Below are 22,408 nucleotides of genomic sequence, written 5' to 3'. Positions count from 1 at the left end.
CCCTGCTCCACTACGAGCGCGGCGGGGGGGGCCCCCCCCGCCGGGGGGGCCCCCCGCTCCGTCATGGTGTCACCAGCGGGTGGTCTCTCCGATGAAGTCGGGGATCTCCACGGCGCTGCCCTGCGCCCGGGCCTGCCGCAGCACGTGGTGGCCGACCGCGAGGTCGAGGATGCCGAGGCCGAACGGCGAGAACACGGTGGGTTTGGCGGGGTCGGGCGTGAACCGGCCGAGCAGCAGCCCACCGAGCGTGCCGGTGATGAAGTCCCGGTTGCCGGTGAGCTGTTCGGCCAGGTGCGGCGAGGTCTGCGCCTTCAGGCAGTGCTCGACGTCGTCCACGATGTTGTTGGCGCCAAGGAGCAGCTCGGGCGCCAGGTCGCGCAGCGAGACGTTCAGCAGCACCTGGCCGGGGCGTAGCGGGGTACCGGCCGGCACGTAGGGCGTGGCGGCCGTGGTGGCGAACACCACCAGGTCCGCGGCGAGCGCGTTCTCGAGGGTGCCGGTGCGGGCGGACAGGCCCAGCCCCTCGGCGTGGCCGGCCAGGTGGCCGGCGCTGGTGGCGTCCAGGTCGTGCACCAGGACGTCGGCGATCGCGAGGTCGTTGGCGTGCAGGTAGCTCAGAATGGTGCGGGCGATGACACCGGCGCCGATCACCGCGACCTTCGGCCGGGCGTCGCCGACCAGTGCCGCGGCCGCGACGGCGGCGGAGGCGCCGGTCCGGGCGGCGCTGATGCCGGCGGCCTCCAGGCAGGCGATCGGGTACCCGGTGGCGTACTCGTTGAGCAGGAGGGTGGCAGAGGCGCGCGGCAGCCCCTGACGGACGTTGTCCGGGAAGCTGGCGATCCACTTGATGCCGATGGTGTCCACCGCTCCGCCGAGGTACGCGGGCAGCGCGATGACCCGGGCACTGGGCTTCTCGGGGAACCGCAGGAAGTAGCTGTCGGGATTCACCGACTGGCCGTGCTCGTGCGCGAGGTAGGTCTCGCTGACGATGCGCAGGATGTCCTTCGGCGATTCGCCGAGGATCTGGGAGACGGCCGCGCCGGGGACGACGCTGAAACTCGTCATGGATCTGTTCTCTCCTGGATCTGTTCGGGCCCGGTCGGCGGTTTCAGCCGGCGGTGCTGTGGGCGAGGCCGGCGAGTTCGCCGTCGCTGGTGAGGGTGCTGTCGGCGTAGTGCTCCAGGACCCAGGAGTCGTCGTAGACCGTGTCGAGGTACTTGTCGCCCAGGTCGGGCGAGATCGCGGCGATCCGGGAGCCGGCCGGCAGGGTGGGGGCGAGCCGGCGCACCGCGGCGAGCACGGTGCCGGTGGAGCCGCCGGTCAGCAGGCCGTACTGCGAGGCCACCGCCCGGCACATCGCCACGGTGTCCTCCTCGGGGATCAGGACCCGCTCGAACCGGTCGCTCTCGACGTAGATCTCGGGCCGTCGGCTGGTGCCGAGGCCCGGCACGTACCGCGGCGCGGCGGGGGAGCCGAAGGTGACCGAGCCGATCGAGTCCACGGCGATCACCCTGGTGAGGGGGCTGTGCCGGGAGAAGTACTCGACGCAGCCCATCAGGGTCCCGGTGGTGCCCGCCCCCACGAACAGCGCGTCGACGCTCCCCAGTCCGCAGTGGACCTCGCGGGCGGTCCGGTCGCGGTGGGTGCGGACGTTGGCCGGGTTGGCGTACTGGTTGAGCCAGACCAGGCGCGAATCGGCGGCCAGGCGGTCGCGGATGTAGTCCAGCCGGGTCTGCAGGTACCCCCCGTTGGCGTCCCGGGCGGTGACCTCCACCACCTCGGTGCCCAGGCTCCGCATGGTCCGCACGGACTGGCGGGTGGCGTTGGGGTCGGTCACCACGGTCAACGGGTAGCCGTTGGCCGCGCACACGACGGACAGGGCGACGCCCAGATTGCCCGAGGAGGATTCGATGACCCGGCAGCCCGTGCGCAGCGTTCCGGCCTGTTCCAGTGACTCGATCAGCGCGACGGCGGTCTTGAGTTTCACCGATCCGGCCGGATTGAGCCCCTCCAGTTTCAGGAATACCTGCATGCTTGATACGAAGTCGGGTAAATGAAGAAAGATATCGTCGGTGACGATATCTGAAACTCTTTCATAGATCACAACTGCCGTCCCCCATCAACGCCCCGGCGGCCACCGGCTCGCCGCGCCACTACCTGTCGCTGGTTCTTCGGCCGGACCTCAGATCCGTCGGGCGCACCACTCCAGCACGGACATGGCGGCGTACATCTTGTTCTCGGCCTGGTCGAAGGCCAGGCTGTGCGGACCGTCCAGTACCTCGGCGGTGACGTCCTCGCCCCGGTGGGCCGGCAGGTCGTGCAGGAAGACCGCGTCGGGGCTGGCGTCCCAGAGCGCGGTGGTCGCCTGGAACGGCGCGAAGGTCCGGCGCCAGTCGGGGTCGGGCTTGCTGCTTCCGGTGGTCTGCCAGCGGGTCGCGTAGAAGGCGTCGAAGCCGACCGGAGGGGTGTCCATGTCGTGCACCTCGGTCACGGTGGCGCCGGACTCCTCGGCGTAGGCGAGCGCGCGCCGCAGCGCCGCCGGGGCCAGGCCGTAGCCGGGCGGGGTGCACAGCCGCAGGTGAACGCCCTTGAACCGGCTCAGCGTCAGGGCCAGCGCGGCGGCGGTGTTGTTGCCCTCGCCCACATAGCAGATCCGCAGGCCCTCGATGCGACCGAAGCGGCACAGTAGCGTGATGAGGTCGGTCACGGCCTGGGTGGGGTGCTCGTCGGCGGTCATCGCGTTGATCACCGACATCCGCTGCTGCCTGGTGAAGGCCCGCAGATCGCCCGGGTCGCCGGCGGAGCGGACCACGAGCAGATCGAGCATCCGGGAGAGCACCTCGCCGGTGTCCTCCAGCGTTTCCCCGGTGTTGATCTGCAGGTCGTCCGGGCCGAAGCTGATGATGTTCGCGCCGAGGCGCAGTGCCGCGGCCGAGAAGGACGTCCGGGTGCGGGTCGAGGTCTTGAGGAAGTTGATCCCCACGACGAGGCCCGCCAGTCGGTCGCCGGAGCGGAGGGACTCCCGGGAGAGCTCGCTGCCCCGCTCCACCAGGGCCCGCAGCTCCGCGTCGCTCAGGTCGACCGTGGATATCAAGTGCCGCGCAGCATGGTTGTTCACCGCTCGTTCCTCCAGGTGAGAGGCGGCCCTCGGCAGAGAAGGAGGGCGTGAATTCAATGGCACTTCGCGGAGACCGTCGGCGGACTCGCGAAGTTCGGGGGCCGGACGCACGAGCGGACGAATTCGGTGGGGCCGAGGAAAAGGACCGGCGGCCCTGTGCCGAATTGTGTCGGTGTGAAGTGCGAACCCGCTCGGGCGGCAATGCGCGGAGCTGGGATCGACACGCTCGGCGTGCCGTTGTACACAGCATGGCGCCGGTCAGGATGGCGCTGCCCCTCAGGGGGAGCTCCCGGCGCCCACCGACAGTAGCAGACTTCTCAGTCCATGACGTGGCGTCAAATTCCTTCCCTTGGGCCTCGATACCAACGGAACATTAAGTTCCGCTGGTATCGCGCGAGTGCCCGAGGGCTCGCCCGGAACTCGGTCCGGCCCCACGGATCGAATCGCAGTATGCAGCGAATTTCGCTTTTTTGTACCCTATGTCCTTTGCGTCTTGGCTGCTATCCATGGCTGGCATCTCGGAACTTATGTTTGAATGCAGAGCGCGCCAATCACGGCGCGTCACAAAGATGTGACGCACACTCAAGTGACCTCGGGGGAGGCGCAAAATGAGGGTTCTGCTGATGGGTCCGGTCGAAGCCTGGCAAGGCGACCAGAGGATCGATCTGCGCGGGTCAAAGATCACATCCGTGCTGGCGCTGTTCCTGCTGGCCCGGGGCCGGGTGGTCTCGGACGCCGCACTCGGCGAGATGCTCTGGGGAGAGGAGCCCCCGAACACCGCGCAGTCACAGATCCAGACCTACGTGTCCCGCTTGCGCGGTCTGCTGGGCGACGAGGTGGGGATCGACCGGCAGCGCCCTGGCTACCGGATCCGGTTCCCCTCCGTCGATCTGGACCTGCTGGAATTCGAGCAGTACATGGCCCGTGGGCGGGCCCTGATGGGCGACCAGCGCCTGGAGGAGGCGGTCGAGAGCTTCCAGTGCGGATTGGCCCTGTGGCGCGGCCCCGCGCTCTCCGGGGTCAGCGAGCACCTGGCCGCGGTGGAGGCGCCGCGCCTGGAGGAGTCCCGGATGGTCGCCATCGAGGACCGCATCGAGGCGGAATTGATGCTGGGCCGGCACGCCGCGCTGATCTCCGAACTCAAGGCGCTGGTCGTGGTCCATCCGCACCGGGAGCGCCCGCGCACCCAGCTGATGTTGGCGCTGCACCGCTGCGGGCGGCAGGTGGAGGCCTTGCGCACCTACCGGGACTACCGGTCGCTGCTGATCGAGGACCTCGGTCTGGAACCCGGCCGGCAGCTCCAGGAAATTCACCAGGCGATCCTGGCCGACGATCAGCGGATCCAGCTGGCGACCATCGAGGACCGACGGGTGCCCGAGCAGGTCGTCAGGCCGGTTCGCCGACTGAAGCCGGCGCCGTCCGTCCGGCAGCACCAGGACCGACCGCCGGCGCAACTCCCGCCGGTGCCGATGGACTTCACTGGCCGGGAGCGGGAAGCCGAGCAGCTGGCCGAGGCGCTTCGGCTGCGGTCCGGACAGAGCGGGGCGCCGTCCGTCTGCGCGATCGTGGGCATGGCCGGGATCGGGAAGAGCGTGTTGGCGGCCCAGGTCGCGCACCGGATCCGCGACGAGTACCCGGACGGGCAGATCCACCTCGACCTCGGCGGCAACGGCCCGCGTCCGCTCACCCCGACGGAGGCGCTCACCGAGCTGCTGCGGACCCTGGGGGTGGTCGATGTGGACTCCGACCGGTTGCCCGAGCTGATCCGGATCTACCGCAGTCAGGTGGCTGAGCTCCGACTGCTCATCATGCTCGACGACGCTAAGGACGAGCAGCAGATCAGGCCGCTGCTGCCTGCCACAGCCAAGTCCGGAGTGCTGATCACCAGTCGGCACAGCCTCGCGGCGTTGGAGGGGGTCCGCCACGTGCAGCTGGGAGCGTTCAGCTCCGAGGAGGCCGTCCAACTGCTCTCGCACCTGATCGGCGCGGAGCGGGTGGCGAACGAGCCGCAGGCCGCGGCCAGGATCGTCGCGCTCAGCGGCTACCTGCCGCTCGCGGTGCGGATCAGTGGTGCCCGGCTGGCGGGCCGCCCGCACTGGTCACTGGGACGGCTGGCCAAGCGGCTTGCCGACAGTGGGAACCTGCTCGACGAACTGGAGCTCGGCGACCTCGGAGTCCGCCGGAGCATGGCCGTGAGCCACAACCAGCTTCCCACCTTCGAACGTCAAGCTCTGGAACAGCTCGCGAAGCTCGGGCTCGGGCCCTTCTCGCTGCGCAACGCGGCGGTTCTGCTGAAGACTTCGGACGACGCGGCGCTGGACCTGATCGACACCCTGATCGACGCTCACCTGCTGACCTCGGCCGAGAACGCCCCGGACCGCTACCAGTTCCACAGGCTGACCTGGGCGCTGGCCTGGGAGCGGGGCGGTGAGGAGGGGCCGGCGGTTCTGGCGAGCCGCTCCGTGGTGGCCTGACGGCCGGGTGGATCACCGTCCGACGGAAGGGTTTCACCCCGGTCACCGGAACGGCTGGGCGAATCGGGCCCGGTCGGAGCGTCAGTTCGCTTCCACGAGGACCGAGCCGCCGCCCGTCGTGGCCTTGATCTTGTGGGGCGAGCTGGAGTCGACGTCCACCGTGACGTGGCTCAGCCGACCGCCGGAGTCTCCGGTGTCCACGGCGTAGGGGCCCTTGGGGACCTTGACGGACACCGAGCCGCCGCCGGTGGTTGCCTCGACCTTGTCCGGCACCCCGTTGAACTGCAAGATCACGCCTCCGCCCCCGGAGTGTGCGGTGACCTCCTTGGCCGTGGAGTCCTTCACCTCGACGCCGCCCCCGCCGATCTTGGCGTAGGTGGTGCCGGACAGACCGGTGACGGTGATGGAGCCGCCGGAGCCCTCCAGGTAGGTGGCGGTGTCACGGGGAACCTCCACCTTGTACCTGACATCGCACTTCCCGCCCATGCCGACGGACCCGCAGCCGGTCGCTTCGAGCTTCAGTTCGTTGTTCTGCAGCGAGTGCGTGGTCTTGGGCTTGCCGTCGGTGTAGGTATAGGTCTCGGTCACCTTGATGGTGCTCTGGTCGCCGGCGACGACCTCGATGCGGCCACCGAGGTTCTTGACGCGGAGCGTGTTCGCGGGGCCACCCGCGTCGTAGGACAGGCTGTCGGAGCTGGGGTCGCCGCCGATCGAGCAGCCGGTCAGCGACATGGCGAGGACGGCGCAGGCCGCGGCCACGGGCAGGCCGGTGGCGACGCGGCGCGAACGGGCGATGGTGAACATGGGATTTCCCCTCTGGTACGAGCTTTCCGGGCAGTGCGGTCCGTGCGAGCTGTGCGAGTCGGTGCGGGGGTCTTCGAGAGCCGGTGGGCGGGATCAGCCGACGGTGAGCGAATCCAGGTGGACGCCGTCGGCGAAGGCGGCAACCGACGAGTAGCTACCGGGTACCTCGCAGATCCAGAACCGGCCCGCCACGATCACCGGGGAGATGATGCGCACCAGCCGACGACGGCGAAACTCCAGGTAGACGTGTTCGATGCCGTTCGGCAGTCGCCCCCAGGCGACTGTCCAGAAGCGCTTCCCGCTCCCGCCGTTGCGGGCACCACGCAAGGGATTGCGCACCAACCCGGAGGCGACCAGCACGTCGACGCAGTCCTCGCCGTCGTAGACCTCGACCGCCGGCCGGCCGTTCGCGCCGCGCCCCGGACGCATCGCCCAACCACTGTGCGGCAGAGGCGGCACGAGCACCTCGTCGAACCGCGGGTCGTCGTCGGCCGGTTCGCCGCACCCGGCGTCGCGGTAGATGTCGGCAGGTTCGCCGTTGAGCCTCATGAGCGGTGTCCTCCCTTCCGCTGCCCCGGGCGGCCGGGTTAGTCGATCTCCTTCAAGGTCCGCTCTACGGACTCCAGGCGGGCGCTGATGTCAGCCAGTTGGATGGCGATCTCGGTGAGCTTCTGGTCGGTGAGCTCCTGCACGCTGACCGAGGTCTGGGTGAGGTGGCGGTAGTCCTGTTCACGGGCCAGGACCTCCTTCGCCCGGGAGGTGGCGGCCCGCTGCCGGATGGCCACGATCGCGACCGGGACGATCAGGAGAAGCGCGCCCAGGGTCAGAATGATCGCGTCCGAGTCATAAATCGTCATGACGTTCCCGTCTTTTGGTAGTTCTCTTCTTTCACCGGGCTGTCGGAGGCCTCGGAGACGTCCGTCGAGCCCTCCACGTGCAGTGTCTCGACCGCCGCCATGATGCTCTGTGGAGTGAGGTGGAAGGCGAAGGACGTCGCTTGGTAGAACTTCAGCGCCTTCCCGTCCTCGGAGAGTTCAAGCTCGGAGGAGACCAGTCCCACTGCTTCCAGCTTCCGCAGGTGGACCTGCAACAGTGCCCGGCTGATGCCGAGCTCGCGCGCCAGCCGGCTCACATAGTTCCGCTGCTGGGCAACTGCGGCGATGACCCGCAGGCGGTGCGGATTGGAGAGCGTGGCCAAGATCCGCACCAGGCTGTCTCCAGTGACGTCGGTGACCCCCACATCCGTCCCTTGGCTCATGCCAACAAAAGTTAGCAGGTGCAAGATTGATCTCGCAAGAGCCAACTGGGCTGAGCGTTCGAGCTGTTGATCGCCAGTCAGAAACCTTGTCGGTCAAGGGCGACATCCGGAGGTCCGTGTGGCTCGGCGGAGCGGCGGACGCGCCGGACGCATCGGGCGCCCGGCAGGCCGGGTCGGCGATATGGGGCTGGTATAGGACCGGTATGGCCCAGGTCCCTGACGATCGACGATGGGGTACCGAATGAGCCGCCCCGCCTTGCGGGGTGCGCAGAGCCCGCAACTCACCGAGCCACGTGTGAAGGAGATGCAAGATGACCGCGCGGAATATTTCCGGGTCGGCTGTTTCGGGTTCGGGTGTGGTGGGTTCGGTGCGCGCGGAGTTGTTGGCCCGGCGTTTGGCGGGGCGCGCGGGGGGTGTTGGCCGGCGGTCGGTGATCGGCCGGGTCGATCGCTCGGATCCTCTCGTGTTGTCGTTCGGGCAGGAGCAGATGTGGTTCCTGCAGCGGTTGGATCCGTCCAGTACGGAGTACTTGGTGCCGGCCGCGCTGCGGCTGCGCGGGTCGCTGGACCGGGACGCGCTGGAGCGGGCCTGGGGGGAGGTGTTGGCGCGCCACGAGGTGCTGCGCACCCGCTATGTGATGGAGGACGTCGAGCCGGTCCAGGTGGTGGACGCCGTGTCCGCTCCGGAGTCGGGGGGTGCCGGCCTGGTTCTGCTGGACGTGAGCGATGTGCCGGAGGGCGTCCGGGAGGAGCGGGCGCTCGAACTGGTACGGGCGGCTTGTGAGCGCCCGTTCGATCTGGAGCGTGAGTGGCCGGTTCGGGCGGTGTCGGTGTGCCTTGGCGGGGCGGACCACGTGCTGTTGGTGCTGTTCCACCACATCGCTTGTGACGCGTGGTCGAATCGGGTCGTCCTGGATGAGCTGGGTGCCTTGTACGGGGCGTTCGCGGCGGGCCGGGTTTCGCCGTTGGGTGAGGTCGGGCTGCAGTACGCGGATTTCGCGGCGTGGCAGCGGGAGTTCATGTCGGGTGAGCGGCTGGCGAGCGAACTGGCGTACTGGGGTCGGCGTTTGGCGGGTCTGAGTGCGTTGGAGCTGCCGTTGGACCGGGCACGTGGTCCGGTGCGGTCGGCGCTGGGCGCTGAGGTGGAGGTGGTGTTGCCGCCCGCTGTGGGTGCTCGGGTGCGCGAGGTGGCGGCGGCTCTGGGTGTGACGCCGTTCGTGGTGGTGCTGGGTGCGTTCCAGGTGCTGCTGTCGCGGTGGGCCGGGTGTGAGGACGTGGCGGTCGGCACGGTGGTGTCGGGTCGTGGGCGTCCGGAGTTGCAGTCGTTGGTCGGGTACGGGATCAACAGTGTGGTGATCCGGCACGGCTGGGACGCGCGCGGTTCGTTCGCGCAGTTGGTGGAGGGTCTGCGGCCGGTGGTCCTGGAGTCGTTCGACCACCAGGGTGTGCCGTTCGCGCGGCTGGTCGACGAGCTGGAGCCGCAGCGCGACATGGCGCGCACGCCGCTCTACCAGGTGGCGTTCACCATGCACGAGGCCGGGGCGGCGGGCGAGCGAGGGCTGTTCGGGCCGGGCGTGACGGTTGAACCGTTCGGTGTTTCCGGGGGTGTGGCGAAGTGCGACCTCGAGTTGCAGGTACTGGAGGGCGCGGACGGTTCGTTGACGGCGCGGCTGGTGTATGCGCGGGAGCTGTTCGAGCGGGCGAGCATCGAGCGGATGGCGGGGCACTTCGGGCGGTTGCTGGAGGGTGTGCTGGAGCGTCCCGGGGTGCCGTTGGTGCGGGTCGGGATGCTGGACGAGGCCGAGCGGGCGCTGGTGTCGGGCGTGGCCGTGGAGCCGGGTTCGGGTACGCGTGCGGTGCATGAGCTGTTCGAGGCGCAAGCTGCGGCGACGCCGGGGTCGGTCGCGGTTACCGCTGGTGAAGTGTCTTTGACGTACGGGGAGTTGAACGAGCGGGCGAATCGTCTCGCCCATCACCTGCGTTCCCTCGGTGTCGGTGCGGAGTCGTTGGTGGGTGTGTGCCTGGAGCGTGGTGCGGACCTGATCCCGACCCTGCTCGGGGTGCTGAAGGCCGGTGCGGGTTATGTTCCGCTCGACCCGGTCAACCCCGCCGACCGCCTCGCCTACATCGCCGGGGACGCGGCCGTGGACGTCGTCGTCGCCCACGGGGCCACGCTGTCGCTGGTGGCCGGCTTCCACCAGGGTGCCACCGTCGTCCTGGACGGCGCCGACCGCGAGGGCATCGCCGGGCGGGAGGCCGGGGACCCGGTCTCCCTCACGGGCCCCGACAACGTGATCTACGTGATCTACACCTCCGGTTCCACCGGCCGGCCCAAGGGCGTGACGCTCACCCACGGCAACGTGGCGCGTCTGATGTCCACCGCGCAGGAGCACTACTCCTTCGACGAGTCCGACGTCTGGAGCCTCTTCCACTCCTACGCCTTCGACGTCTCCGTCTTCGAGATGTGGGGCGCCCTCCTCAACGGCGGCCGCCTCGTCGTCGTCCCCACCCCCACCACCCGCAACCCCGACGGGTTCCTCGACCTCCTCGTCGACGAACAGGTCACCGTCCTCTCCCAGACCCCCACCGCCTTCCGGTCGTTGGTGGCGGCGGCGGCCGACGGGGACGGCCGGGTGGACCGGCTGGTGTTGCGGGCGGTGGTGTTCGCGGGCGAGAAGCTGGATGTCGCGGATCTGCGGCCGTGGGTGGAGCGGGTGGGTCTGGAGCGTCCGGTCCTGGCGAACATGTACGGGATCACCGAGACGACCGTGCACACCACGTTCCACCGGATGAGTGAAGCGGACTTCGCGCCGGGTGCGGGCAGCCGTGTCGGCGTGGCGCTGTCGGACTTGACGGTGCGTCTGCTGGACGCGCACGGCGATCTGGTGCCGGTGGGTGTGCCGGGGGAAATCCACGTGTCGGGTCCAGGTCTTGCCCGGGCGTATCTGAACCGTCCGGGTCTGACCGCGCAGCGTTTCGTCCCGGATCCGTTCGGGGCGCCGGGTGAGCGAATGTATCGCAGTGGTGACCTGGCGCGGTTGCTGGCGGACGGGACGCTGGAGGTGCTGGGCCGCATCGACGACCAGGTCAAGATCCGCGGCTACCGCATCGAACTCGGTGAGATCCAGGCCGAGTTGGCCGCACTCGACGATGTCCGCGAGGCGGTCGTCATCGTCCGTGAGGACACGCCGGGTGACAAGCGCCTGACCGCGTACTACACCACCGGCGACGAGGGCGCCGACCTCGACCTCGCCCAGGTGCGCGAGCAGCTGCGACAGGTACTGCCCGACTACATGGTCCCCGCCGCGTTCGTGGCCCTCGACGTGCTGCCGTTGACCGCGAACGGAAAGCTCGACAAGCGTGCTCTGCCCGCGCCGGGGCAGGAGTCCTTCGCCCACACCGCCTACGTCGCCCCGCGCTCGCCGGATGAGGAGCAGATCGCGGGGGTGTGGACCAGGGTCCTCGGTGTGGAGCGGGTCGGTGTCCACGACAGCTTCTTCGACCTGGGCGGCGACTCGATCCGCGCGGTCGGGCTGGTCGGCGCGCTGCGCTCGGCCGGCTTCCCCGCCACGGTGCGGGACGTGTTCGCGGCGCGAACGGTGGCGGGCCTCGCCGCGGTGACCGGACAGGCCCAGCCGCAGTCCGTCGCCACCGTGGGGGTTGCCCCGTTCGCCCTGATCGGCGACGACGACCGTGCCAAGCTCCCCGCCGGCGTCGTGGACGCGTATCCGTTGTCGCAGATCCAGACCGGCATGGTCGTGGAGATGCTCGCCGACACCGGCCGCAACCTCTACCACAACGTCTCCACCTACCGGATCCGCGACACCGACTCCTTCTCTCCGGAGGCGTTCACACAGGCCGCCGCGATCCTGGTCGAGCGCCACGAGGCCCTGCGCACCTCGATCCACCTGACGGGCTACGGCCGCCCGATGCAACTCGTCCACGCCGCCGCCGAACCGGCCGTCGGTGTCACCCACCTCACCGGCCTGGACGAGGCGGGCACGCGTGAGCGTCTGGAGGCGTTCACCACCGCCGAACGCGCCACGCTGTTCGACCTGGGTGCACCGCCGCTGATGCGCTACCACGCCCACACCAGCGACACCGATCCGGGCGGGTGGTGGATCTCCGTCACCGAGTGCCACCCCGTCATGGAGGGCTGGAGCTATCACACCCTCCTGATGGAACTCCTCACCACCTACCGCCACCTGCGCCACGGCCGTACTCCCGAGGTGCCGACACCGGCCGAGGTCCGCTACGCGGACTTCATCGCCGCCGAACTCGACGCCCTCGCCTCCCCCGAGCACGCCGCCTACTGGCAGCGTGTCGTCGACGACCGCACCCCCTTCTCCCTGCCCGCCGGCCTCCACCAGGCCGGTGCCGACCCCCGACGGCCGGTGCGCACGCACCAGGTGGGTGTGCCCTGGCACGACCTCGAGGACGGCCTGCGGGCGCTGGCCCGTTCGGCGGGTGCGTCGCTGAAGAGCGTGATGATCGCCGCGCACACCAAGGTGATGAGCCAGCTCACCGACCAGAGGAGTTTCCACCTCGGCCTGGTCTGTGACGCCCGCCCCGAGGCCACCGGCGCCGACCGGGTGCCCGGCATGTACCTCAACACCCTGCCCTTCCCCGTCGACCCGATCACCGGCACCTGGCACGACCTCGTCCAACGCACCTTCGCGCAGGAGATCGAGCTGTGGCCCCACCGCCACTTCCCGATGCCCGCGATCCAGCGCCAGACCGGCACCGGCCGCCTGATCAACACCAGCTTCAACTACCAGGACTTCCGGCAGGTCGACCACGACCTGATCGACGCCCACGGTGGCATCGACGACAGCCCCACCGAACACACCCTCACCGTCTCCTGCCGCGCCGGCTACGTCATCCTCACCCACACCACCCCCGCCCTCGCCCCCGAACACGCCCAGCGGATCGCCGACATGTACCGGGCCGTCCTCGAAGCGATGGCCCATCACCCCCACCACCCCGCCCACACCACCCACCTCCCGGCAGGAGAAAGGGAGTTCATCCTCGGCTCCGGCCTGGCCGCGGTCGAGCCGGTGGACAGCTGTGTCCACGAGCTCTTCGAGGCACAGGCGTCGGCGACGCCGGGGGCGGTCGCGGTCACCGCGGGCGAAGTGTCCCTGACATACGCGGAGTTGAACGAGCGGGCGAACCGTCTCGCCCACCACCTGCGCACCCTCGGCGTCGGTGCGGAGTCGCTGGTCGGCGTCTGCCTGGAGCGCGGCGCGGACCTGATCCCCACCCTGCTGGGCGTGCTGAAGGCGGGCGCCGGTTATGTTCCGCTCGACCCGGCCAACCCCGCCGACCGCCTCGACTACATCGCCGCCGACGCCGCCGTCGAGGTGGTGGTCGCCCACGAGGCCACGCTGCCGCTGGTGACCGGCTTCCACAGCGGTGCGACCGTCGTCCTGGACGGCGCCGACCGCTCGACCATCGCCGCATCCTCGGCTGCCGACCCGGCGGTGGTGTCCTCGCCGGAGAACGTGATCTATGTGATCTACACCTCCGGTTCCACCGGCCGCCCCAAGGGCGTGGCGCTGACCCACGCGAACGTGGCCCGTCTGATGTCCACCGCGCAGGAGCACTACGCCTTCGACGGCTCCGACGTCTGGACGCTGTTCCACTCCTACGCCTTCGACTTCTCGGTGTGGGAGATCTGGGGCCCGCTGCTGCACGGCGGCCGGCTGGTCGTCGTCCCCTCCCAGGCCACCCGCGACCCCGAGGAGTTCCTCGACCTCCTTGCCGACGAGCAGGTCACCGTCCTGAACCAGACCCCCACCGCGTTCCGTACCCTGACCGCCGCCGCCCGCGACGGCGACCCGCGCATCGGACGACTCGCTCTGCGCGTCGTCGTCTTCGGCGGCGAGAAACTCGACATGGCGGACCTCCAGCCCTGGGTGGAACGCCTGGGTCTGGAGCGTCCGGTCCTGGTGAACATGTACGGAATCACCGAGACCACCGTCCACAACACCTACCACCGCCTGATCGACGCCGACTTCACCGCCGGCGCCGGCAGCCGCATCGGCACCGCACTCGCCGACCTCACCGTCCGCGTGCTGAACCCCGACGGCCGGCTCGTACCCGTCGGCGTGCCAGGTGAGATCCATGTCTGCGGCCCCGGCCTGGCCCGCGGCTACGCCAACCGTCCCGGCCTGACCGCGCAGCGTTTCATCCCCGACCCGTACGGCATGCCGGGCGCGCGGATGTACCGCACCGGTGACCTGGCGCGGTTGCTGACGGACGGGACGCTGGAGGTGCTGGGCCGCATCGACGACCAGGTCAAGATCCGCGGTTTCCGCATCGAGCTCGGCGAGATCCAGGCGGCATTGGCCGCGGTGGACGGCATCCGCGAGGCCGTGGTCATCGTCCGTGAGGACACCCCCGGCGACAAGCGCCTCACCGCCTACTACACGCTCGCCGCCGAGGGCATCGACCTCGACCTGCCGCTGGTCCGTGCGGAGTTGGGCCGGGTGCTGCCGGAGTACATGGTCCCCGCCGCGTTCGTGGTCCTGGACCGGGTGCCGGTGACCTTGAACGGGAAGCTGGACCGGCGTGCCCTGCCGGCGCCGGACCAGGACGCGTACGCCCACGCCGCGTACATCGCTCCGCGCACCGAGGCGCAGGAACGGATCGCGGAGATCTGGGCCGAGGTCCTGGATGCCGAACGCGTCGGTGTCGAGGACTCGTTCTTCGACCTGGGCGGTGATTCGATCCGGGCGATCGCCCTGGTCGGTGCCCTGCGCAACGCCGGCTTCCCGGCGAGCATCCAGCAGGTCTTCCAGCAGCGCACCGTCGCCAACCTCGCCACCGCCCTCGCCGACCAGCAGGCCCCCGCACCGGTGGCCCAGGTGGGTGTGGCGCCGTTCGCGCTGATCGGCGACGAGGACCGTGCCGCACTGCCCGCCGACGTCGTGGACGCCTACCCGCTCTCGCAGGTGCAGGCGGGCATGGTCGTGGAGACGCTGGTGGAGGCCGGCCGGGTCGCCTACCACGGTTTCGTCGCGCACCGGGTGCGGGACGAGCGCCCGTTCTCGGCGGAGGCGTTGCGGCGGGCGGTCGACCTGGTTGCCTCCCGCCACGAGGTGCTGCGCACGTCGGTCCATCTGGGCGGTTACTCACAGCCGTTGCAGTTGGTGCACGCCGAGGTGAGCGTGCCGGTGGACGTGCACGACCTGCGCGGCCTCGGGGAATCCGAGCGGGCCCGGGCGCTGACGGAGTTCCTGGCCGCGGACAGCGCGCGTCCGTTCGATCCGGAGACGGCACCGCTGCTGCGGGTCTCCGCCCACCTGGAGGGCGAGGAGGGCTGGCGGCTGGCGGTCTCCCAGCACCATGCGGTCACCGAGGGCTGGAGCTACCACTCCCTGATCATGGAACTGGTCAGGACCTACCTGGCCCTGCGCGACGGTGACGCGCCCGACGCGCCCGAGCCGGTCGCGGTGCGGTACGCGGACTTCGTCGCGGCCGAACTGGACGCGCTCGCCTCGCCCGTGCACCGCGGGTACTGGCGGCGCGTGGTCGACGAGTACACTCCGCTGGTCCTGCCCGAGGGCTGGCAGGGCCCGGCCGACGAGGAGGCCGAGCGGTACAACCTGCGTGTCACCGTCGACGACCTCCAGGACGGCCTGCGGGCGCTGGCCCGTTCGGCGGGTGCGTCGCTGAAGAGCGTGATGATCGCCGCGCACACCAAGGTGATGAGCCAGCTCACCGAGCAGAGCACGTTCCATGCCGGCGTGGTCTACGACGTGCGCATGGAGGCCGCCGGAGGCGACCGGGTGCTGGGCATGTACCTCAACACCCTTCCCTTCCCCGTTGACCCGATGACCGGGACCTGGCGCGACCTGGTGCGGCGCACCTTCGAGCGGGAGGTGGAGCTGTCCGGGCACCGGCGCTTTCCGCTGCCGGAGATCCAGCGCATGGCCGGCACCGGACGGCTGCTGGACATCGTGTTCAACTACCAGGACTTCCACCAGATCGACACCGGCATCGTCGACAAGAACGCCGGATTCGGCACCGGCAGCACCGAGTTCGGCCTCGGCGTCATCGTCTCACCGTCCTCGGTGAGCCTGCAGGCCTCCTCCCACACCCTCGCCCCCGAACACGCCCGGCGCATCGCGGACATGTACCGGGCCGTCCTCGAAGCCATGGCCCACCACCCCCACCACCCCGCCCACACCACCCACCTCCCCGCGAAGGAGGAGGAGTTGGTGTTGTCGGAGTGGATGGGTGAGGTCCGGGAGGCGAGCGCCGGGACCCTGATGGAGCTGTTCGAGGCTCAGGTCGCCGCCAGGCCGGACGCGATCGCGGTGACCTTCGAGGGCACCCACGCCACCTACGCCGAACTGGACGAGCGGGCGAACCGTCTCGCCCACCACCTGCGCACCCTCGGCGTCGGCGCGGAGTCGCCGGTCGGCGTCTGCCTGGACCGATCGGTCGAACTGGTCGTGGCGGTCGTGGCGGTCGGCAAGGCCGGTGGTGCGTTCGTCCCGATGGACCCGGAGTACTCCCAGGCCCGCATGGCGATGGTGTTGGAGGACAGCGGGGCGTCGACCCTGCTGACGCAGCGCCACTTGCTCTCCGCCCTGCCGGCGTGCGAGGCGCGGTTGCTCCTCGTGGACGAGCCCGCGGCCTGGGCCGAGTACCCGGCGACCGCCCCGGCCCGGTTCGTGACCCCGGACTCGCCGGCGTACGTCATCTTCACCTCAGGCTCCACCGGCCGCCCCAAGGGCGCGGCCAACAGCCACCGGGGCATCCTCAACAGCCTGGCCGCCTTGAACGAGTACGCCGAACTCGGGCCGGACGACACGGTTCTGGTGAAGACCTCCATCGGCTTCGACCCTTTCGTGTGGGAGGTCTTCGGCACGCTGACGGCCGGCGCCCGCATGCTCGTCTCGATGCCGGGTGGTCACCGCGACCCGGTCTACCTCAGCCGCCTGATGGCCGACGGAGGTGTGACAGCGGCGGTCTTCGTGCCGTCGATGCTGTCACTGGTCCTGGAGCACGGCGACCTTCGCGCCTGCCGCACGCTGCGCGCCATGGTCTGCGGCGGCGAGGACCTGCCGGTCTCCCTGGTGGAAGGCGTGCACGCCGTCGTGCCCGGTCTTCTCGTTCTGAACGCTTATGGTCCGACTGAGGCGGCGTTCACCGCCAGCGTCCAGTCCCTGCGTGATCCGCTGCCGGAGAGCATGCGGCAGCGGATCGCGATGGGCAGGCCGATCCGCAACACCAGCCTGTACGTGCTGGATGCCAACCTGCGGCCGCAGGCGGTCGGGGTTCCGGGCGAGCTCTTCATCGCCGGTGTCAACGTGGGCCGCGGCTACGCCAACCGTCCCGGCCTGACCGCGCAGTGTTTCATCCCCGACCCGTACGGCATGCCGGGCGCGCGGATGTACCGCACCGGCGACCTGGCGCGCTGGCGCGAGGACGGCACGCTGGAGTTCCTGGGCCGCATCGACGACCAGGTCAAGATCCGCGGTTTCCGCATCGAGCTCGGTGAGATCCAGGCGGCATTGGCCGCGGTGGACGGCGTCCGCGAGGTCGTGGTCATCGTCCGTGAGGACACCCCCGGCGACAAGCGCCTCACCGCCTACTACACGCTCGCCGCCGAGGGCATCGACCTCGACCTGCCGCTGGTCCGTGCGGAGTTGGGCCGGGTGCTGCCGGAGTACATGGTCCCCGCCGCGTTCGTGGTCCTGGACCGGGTGCCGGTGACCTTGAACGGGAAGCTGGACCGGCGTGCCCTGCCGGCGCCGGACCAGGACGCGTACGCCCACGCCGCGTACATCGCTCCGCGCACCGAGGCGCAGGAACGGATCGCGGAGATCTGGGCCGAGGTCCTGGATGCCGAACGCGTCGGTGTCGAGGACTCGTTCTTCGACCTGGGCGGTGATTCGATCCGGGCGATCGCCCTGGTCGGTGCCCTGCGCAACGCCGGCTTCCCGGCGAGCATCCAGCAGGTCTTCCAGCAGCGCACCGTCGCCAACCTCGCCACCGCCCTCGCCGACCAGCAGGCCCCCGCACCGGTGGCCCAGGTGGGTGTGGCGCCGTTCGCGCTGATCGGCGACGAGGACCGTGCCGCACTGCCCGCCGACGTCGTGGACGCCTACCCGCTCTCGCAGGTGCAGACCGGCATGATCGCCGAGGGACTGACCGCGGCAAGCGGCAACGCCTACCACATGGTCTCCACCGCCCGGGTCCAGGACGAGCGGCCCTTCGATCACCAGGCCCTCACCCGGGCCTGGCAGCTCCTCACCCGCCGGCACGAGACCCTGCGCACCTCGATCCACCTGGCCGGCCACTCCCAGCCCCTGCAACTCGTACACGCCGGCGCCGACACCGTCATCGGTCTGCGCGACGTCCCGCACACGGACCTGGCCGAGGCCCTGCGCGCCTACGTCGGCGCCGAGCGCGAGCACCCGCTCGACCTGGACCGGGCACCGCTGTTCCGCCTGCACGTCACCACCACCACCGACACCCCCGACGCGGGCTGGTGGCTGTCGATGACCAGTCCCCACGCCGTGATCGACGGCTGGAGCCAGGAGACCCTGCGCGCCGAACTCCTCGACTGCTACCAGCACCTGTGCGACGGCAACGAACCCCCTGCCACCGAGGCGGCCACGCCCGACCCGGCCGCGGTCGTGCGCTACGCGGACTTCATCGCCGCCGAGCTCGATGCCCTGGCCTCACCCGCCGACCGCGTGTTCTGGCACGACGTCGTCACCACCCACACCCCCGTCACCCTGCCCCCGCACTGGGCCGACACCACCCAGGCCCCGCACCACTACAGCCTGCGCGTGCCCATCGGCGACCTCACCGGCGCCCTGACCATCCTCGCCACCACCAGCGGCGTCCCCCTCAAGACCATCCTGCTCGCGGCCCACACCGCCGTCATGGGCACCCTCGCCCCCGACAGCGCCTACCACACCGGCCTGGTCACCCACGCCCGCCCCGAAACCATCGGAGCGGACCGCGTCATCGGCATGCACCTCAACACCCTGCCCTTCCCCGCCGACCACACCGCCACCACCTGGCGCGACCTGATCCAGCACACCTTCACCCGCGAACTCGACCTCTGGGCCCACCGTCACCACCCCCTGCCCGCCATCCAACGCCTCGCGGGCACGGGCCGGCTCCTGAACACCTTCTTCAACTACACCGACTTCCACCAGGCCCACCAAGCCCTCGACCAGAACCTCAGCTTCAACGACTCCCCGAAGGAGTTCGGCCTCACCATCGACGCCACCCCCACCCACCTCACCCTCAGTACCAACACCCACCACCTCACCCCCACCCACGCCCGACACCTCGCCGACACCTACCGCGCCACCCTCGAAACCCTCGCCACCAACCCCGACACCCCGATCCGCACACCCGACGACATCGCCGCCACCACCACGCCCGAGCCCCTCACCGCACACGACGCGGACATGGCCGATGGCATTCACGCACTGTTCGAGGCGCAAGCCGCGGCGACGCCGGGGGCGGTCGCGGTTACCGCTGGTGAAGTGTCGTTGACGTACGGGGAGTTGAACGAGCGGGCGAATCGTCTCGCCCATCACCTGCGTTCCCTCGGTGTCGGTGCGGAGTCGTTGGTGGGTGTGTGCCTGGAGCGTGGTGCGGACCTGATCCCGACCCTGCTCGGGGTGCTGAAGGCCGGTGCGGGTTATGTTCCGCTCGACCCGGTCAACCCCGCCGACCGCCTCGCCTACATCGCCGGGGACGCGGCCGTGGACGTCGTCGTCGCCCACGGGGCCACGCTGTCGCTGGTGGCCGGCTTCCACCAGGGTGTCACCGTCGTCCTGGACGGCGCCGACCGCGAGGGCATCGCCGGGCGGGAGGCCGGGGACCCGGTCTCCCTCACGGGCCCCGACAACGTGATCTACGTGATCTACACCTCCGGTTCCACCGGCCGGCCCAAGGGCGTGACGCTCACCCACGGCAACGTGGCGCGTCTGATGTCCACCGCGCAGGAGCACTACTCCTTCGACGAGTCCGACGTCTGGAGCCTCTTCCACTCCTACGCCTTCGACGTCTCCGTCTTCGAGATGTGGGGCGCCCTCCTCAACGGCGGCCGCCTCGTCGTCGTCCCCACCCCCACCACCCGCAACCCCGACGGGTTCCTCGACCTCCTCGTCGACGAACAGGTCACCGTCCTCTCCCAGACCCCCACCGCCTTCCGCTCCCTGGTCACCGCCGCCGCCGACAACGACCGCCGCATCAAGCAGCTCTCCCTGCGCGCCGTCGTCTTCGCCGGCGAGAAACTCGACATCCCCGAACTCCAGCCCTGGACCACCCGCCTCAGCCTCGGCCGCTGCGCCCTGGTCAACATGTACGGAATCACCGAGACCACCGTCCACACCACCTACCACCGCCTCACCAAGCGCGACTTCACCCCCGGCGCCGGCAACGCGATCGGCCGCCCCCTCGGCGACCTCGCCATCCACCTCCTCGACCCCCACGGCAACCCCGTCCCCACCGGCGCCCCCGGCGAAATCCACGTCACCGGACCCGGCCTCGCCCGCAACTACCTCAACCGCCCCGCCCTCACCGCCCAACGCTTCATCCCCGACCCCCACGGCACACCCGGCACCCGGATGTATCGCAGCGGCGACCTCGCCCGCCAACTCCCCGACGGCACCTACGAATTCCTCGGCCGCATCGACGACCAGGTGAAGATCCGCGGTTTCCGCATCGAGCTCGGCGAGATCCAGAGCGCGCTATCCGCGCTGGAGGGTGTCCGCGAGGCGGTCGTGCTGGCCCGCGAGGACGTGCCCGGAGACAAGTACCTGGTCGCCTACTACACGGCCACCGAGACCGGGGCCGGTCTGGACCTCTCCCTGATCCGGGAGCAGCTGGGCCGGGCGCTGCCGGAGTACATGGTGCCGGCGGCCTTCGTCGCCTTGGACCGACTGCCCCTGACGCCCAACGGCAAGCTCGACAAGCACGCACTGCCCGTTCCCGGCCAGGACGCCTACGCGCGCACCGTCTACGTCGCACCCCGCACCCCGGTGGAGGAGCGGATCGCGGCGATCTGGGAGCGGATCCTGGGCGCGGAGCAGGTCGGTGTCCACGACAGCTTCTTCGACCTCGGCGGCGACTCCATCCGGGCCGTCGCCCTGGTCGGTGCCCTGCGCACGGTCGGCTACCCGGCGACCATGCAGGACATCTTCGCCTGCCGCTCGGTGGCGGCGCTGGCCGAGAAGCTGACGGACCGGAAGGCCGAGGCGCCGGCCGGGCCCGGTGTTCCGCCGTTCGCCCTGATCGGTGACGAGGACCGAGCGAGGCTCCCCGACGACGTGGTGGACGCCTACCCGCTGACCCAGGCCCAGCTCGGCATGGTCGTGGAGATGCTGTCCACCGAGGGCGCGCTGCGCTATCACAACGTCGCCTCGCTGCGGGTCCGCGGCGAGGAACTGTCGGTGGACGCGCTGCGCCGGGCGGTCGCACTGCTGGCCGGACGCCACGAGGTCCTGCGCACGTCCGTCGACCTGGAGTCGTACGACACGCCGCTGCAGCTGGTCCACGCCGCCGCCGAGATCCCGGTGGGGGAGGCGGACCTGCGCGGGCTCGACGCGCAGGAGCAGGAGCGCCGGCTGCGGGTGTTCGTCGCGGAGGAGAGCCGGACAGCCTTCGACCTGGCGCAGGCGCCGCTGCTGCGGCTGTTCGTGCACCGCCTCGACGCCGACAGCTGGCAGTTCACCGTCACGCAGGCGCACGTCATCCTGGACGGCTGGAGCTACCACGCCCTGCTCGGCGAGATCATCACCTGCTACCGCGAGCTGCGGGACGGCTCCGCGCCGCAGCCCTGGCAGGCGCCGCGGGTACGCTTCGCGGATGCCGTCGCGGAGGAGGTGGCGGCCCTGGCCTCGGTCGAGGACCGCTCGTACTGGCGGGGAATCGTCGACGGTTGGGCCAAGTTCGACCTGCCCACGGGCTGGGGCGAGCCGACCGGAACCGAGCGTGATCCCTACAGCGTCGAGGTGACCTTCGAGGACCTCGAACCCGCGCTCGCCGCGCTGGCCGCCGAGTCCGGGACCTCGGTCAAGAGCGTTCTGCACGCCGCACACCTGCGGGTGGTCGGTGCCCTCACCAGGGAATCGTGCTTCTTCACCGGTCTGACCTGCCACACCCGCCCGGAGGCCGAGGGCACCGAGCGGGTACAGGGGATGTTTCTGAACATCCTGCCGTTCGCGATGGACCGCAGTGCCCGCACCTGGCGGGAGCTGGTGCGGCAGGTCTTCGACCGCGAGACCGAGCTGTGGCCGCACCGCAGCTTCCCGATGTCGGTGATCCAGCGTGAACTGGCGCAGGTGCCGCGGCTGATCGATGTCCACTTCAGCTACCAGGACTTCGGTCGGGACGCCCGGGTGGCCGAGGGTGCGCGGGTCGGCGGGTCGGTCGACGCGGCGGCGAGCCTGGGCGCCAGCGACAACGAGTTCGCCCTGTTCGTGGTGGCCGGCCCCGGTCGGCTCACCATCAACACCCGGGCCTCCGCCGTGCAGCGGACGAACGGCGACCGCCTGGCCGGGCTGTACCGGGCGGTGCTGGAGGCGATGGTCGCCGACCCGGACGCGGTGATGGACGCGACGTCGTTGGTGTCGCGTGAGGATTCGGCGTTGCTGACAAGCTGGAACGCGACCGCCCGCCCGGGCAGCGGGAACGTGAGCGTACCGGAACTGATCGAACGCCAGACCACACTCACCCCGGACACCATCGCCGTCGTCGCCGACGGCACCA

The 22,408-nt window shown here is 70.2% G+C and carries 9 protein-coding genes; 2 read left to right on the top strand and 7 right to left on the bottom strand.

All coding sequences use genetic code 11. The annotated features are described in order from the left end of the window. Positions 1–69: 69 nt before the first annotated feature. The 3 genes from sbnB to ACFRAR_RS34770 all read right to left on the bottom strand — a co-directional run bounded on the left by sbnB (position 70) and on the right by ACFRAR_RS34770 (position 3,118). Complete coding sequence (gene sbnB, locus ACFRAR_RS34780; protein ID WP_380703675.1) at positions 70–1,065, bottom strand: 2,3-diaminopropionate biosynthesis protein SbnB; 996 nt, start codon at positions 1,063–1,065, stop codon at positions 70–72. Positions 1,066–1,108: 43 nt separating this feature from the next. Next, on the bottom strand, positions 1,109–2,104 hold the full coding sequence (gene sbnA / locus ACFRAR_RS34775; RefSeq protein ID WP_380703673.1) for a 2,3-diaminopropionate biosynthesis protein SbnA: 996 nt from the start codon (positions 2,102–2,104) through the stop codon (positions 1,109–1,111). Between the two features lie 78 nt (positions 2,105–2,182). Beyond that, positions 2,183–3,118, bottom strand: a complete 936-nt coding sequence (locus ACFRAR_RS34770; protein ID WP_380703671.1) for an ornithine carbamoyltransferase — start codon at positions 3,116–3,118, stop codon at positions 2,183–2,185. Between the two features lie 689 nt (positions 3,119–3,807). On the opposite strand from ACFRAR_RS34770, the gene ACFRAR_RS34765 reads away from it, so the two are divergent. After that, the gene (locus ACFRAR_RS34765; protein ID WP_380703669.1) at positions 3,808–5,592 is read left to right on the top strand and encodes a BTAD domain-containing putative transcriptional regulator; all 1,785 of its coding nucleotides are present in this window, start codon (positions 3,808–3,810) and stop codon (positions 5,590–5,592) included. Positions 5,593–5,673: 81 nt separating this feature from the next. Here the strand turns inward: ACFRAR_RS34765 and ACFRAR_RS34760 are convergent, their stop codons facing one another. The 4 genes from ACFRAR_RS34760 to ACFRAR_RS34745 all read right to left on the bottom strand — a co-directional run bounded on the left by ACFRAR_RS34760 (position 5,674) and on the right by ACFRAR_RS34745 (position 7,654). Next, entirely contained in the window at positions 5,674–6,396 is a 723-nt protein-coding gene (locus tag ACFRAR_RS34760) for a hypothetical protein (RefSeq protein ID WP_380703667.1), read from the bottom strand. A gap of 93 nt (positions 6,397–6,489) precedes the next feature. Then, complete coding sequence (locus ACFRAR_RS34755) at positions 6,490–6,945, bottom strand: hypothetical protein (protein ID WP_380703665.1); 456 nt, start codon at positions 6,943–6,945, stop codon at positions 6,490–6,492. Positions 6,946–6,983: 38 nt separating this feature from the next. Continuing rightward, positions 6,984–7,253 carry a hypothetical protein gene (locus ACFRAR_RS34750; protein WP_380703663.1) on the bottom strand — a complete coding sequence of 90 codons (270 nt, stop codon included), beginning with the start codon at positions 7,251–7,253 and terminating at the stop codon, positions 6,984–6,986. Beyond that, complete coding sequence (locus tag ACFRAR_RS34745) at positions 7,250–7,654, bottom strand: ArsR/SmtB family transcription factor (protein WP_380703661.1); 405 nt, start codon at positions 7,652–7,654, stop codon at positions 7,250–7,252. The genes ACFRAR_RS34750 and ACFRAR_RS34745 overlap by 4 nt, the downstream gene beginning before the upstream one ends. Positions 7,655–8,121: 467 nt before the next feature. Between ACFRAR_RS34745 and ACFRAR_RS34740 the strand changes: the two genes are divergently transcribed. Beyond that, on the top strand, positions 8,122–22,408 hold a 14,287-nt coding region (locus ACFRAR_RS34740), incomplete at its 3' end, for an amino acid adenylation domain-containing protein (protein WP_380703659.1).

The organism is Kitasatospora sp. NPDC056651 (assembly GCF_042792155.1).
GTDB lineage: Bacteria > Actinomycetota > Actinomycetes > Streptomycetales > Streptomycetaceae > Kitasatospora.
The sequence above is the reverse complement of the archived record's forward strand: the minus strand, read 5'-3'. Positions and strand labels throughout refer to the sequence as shown.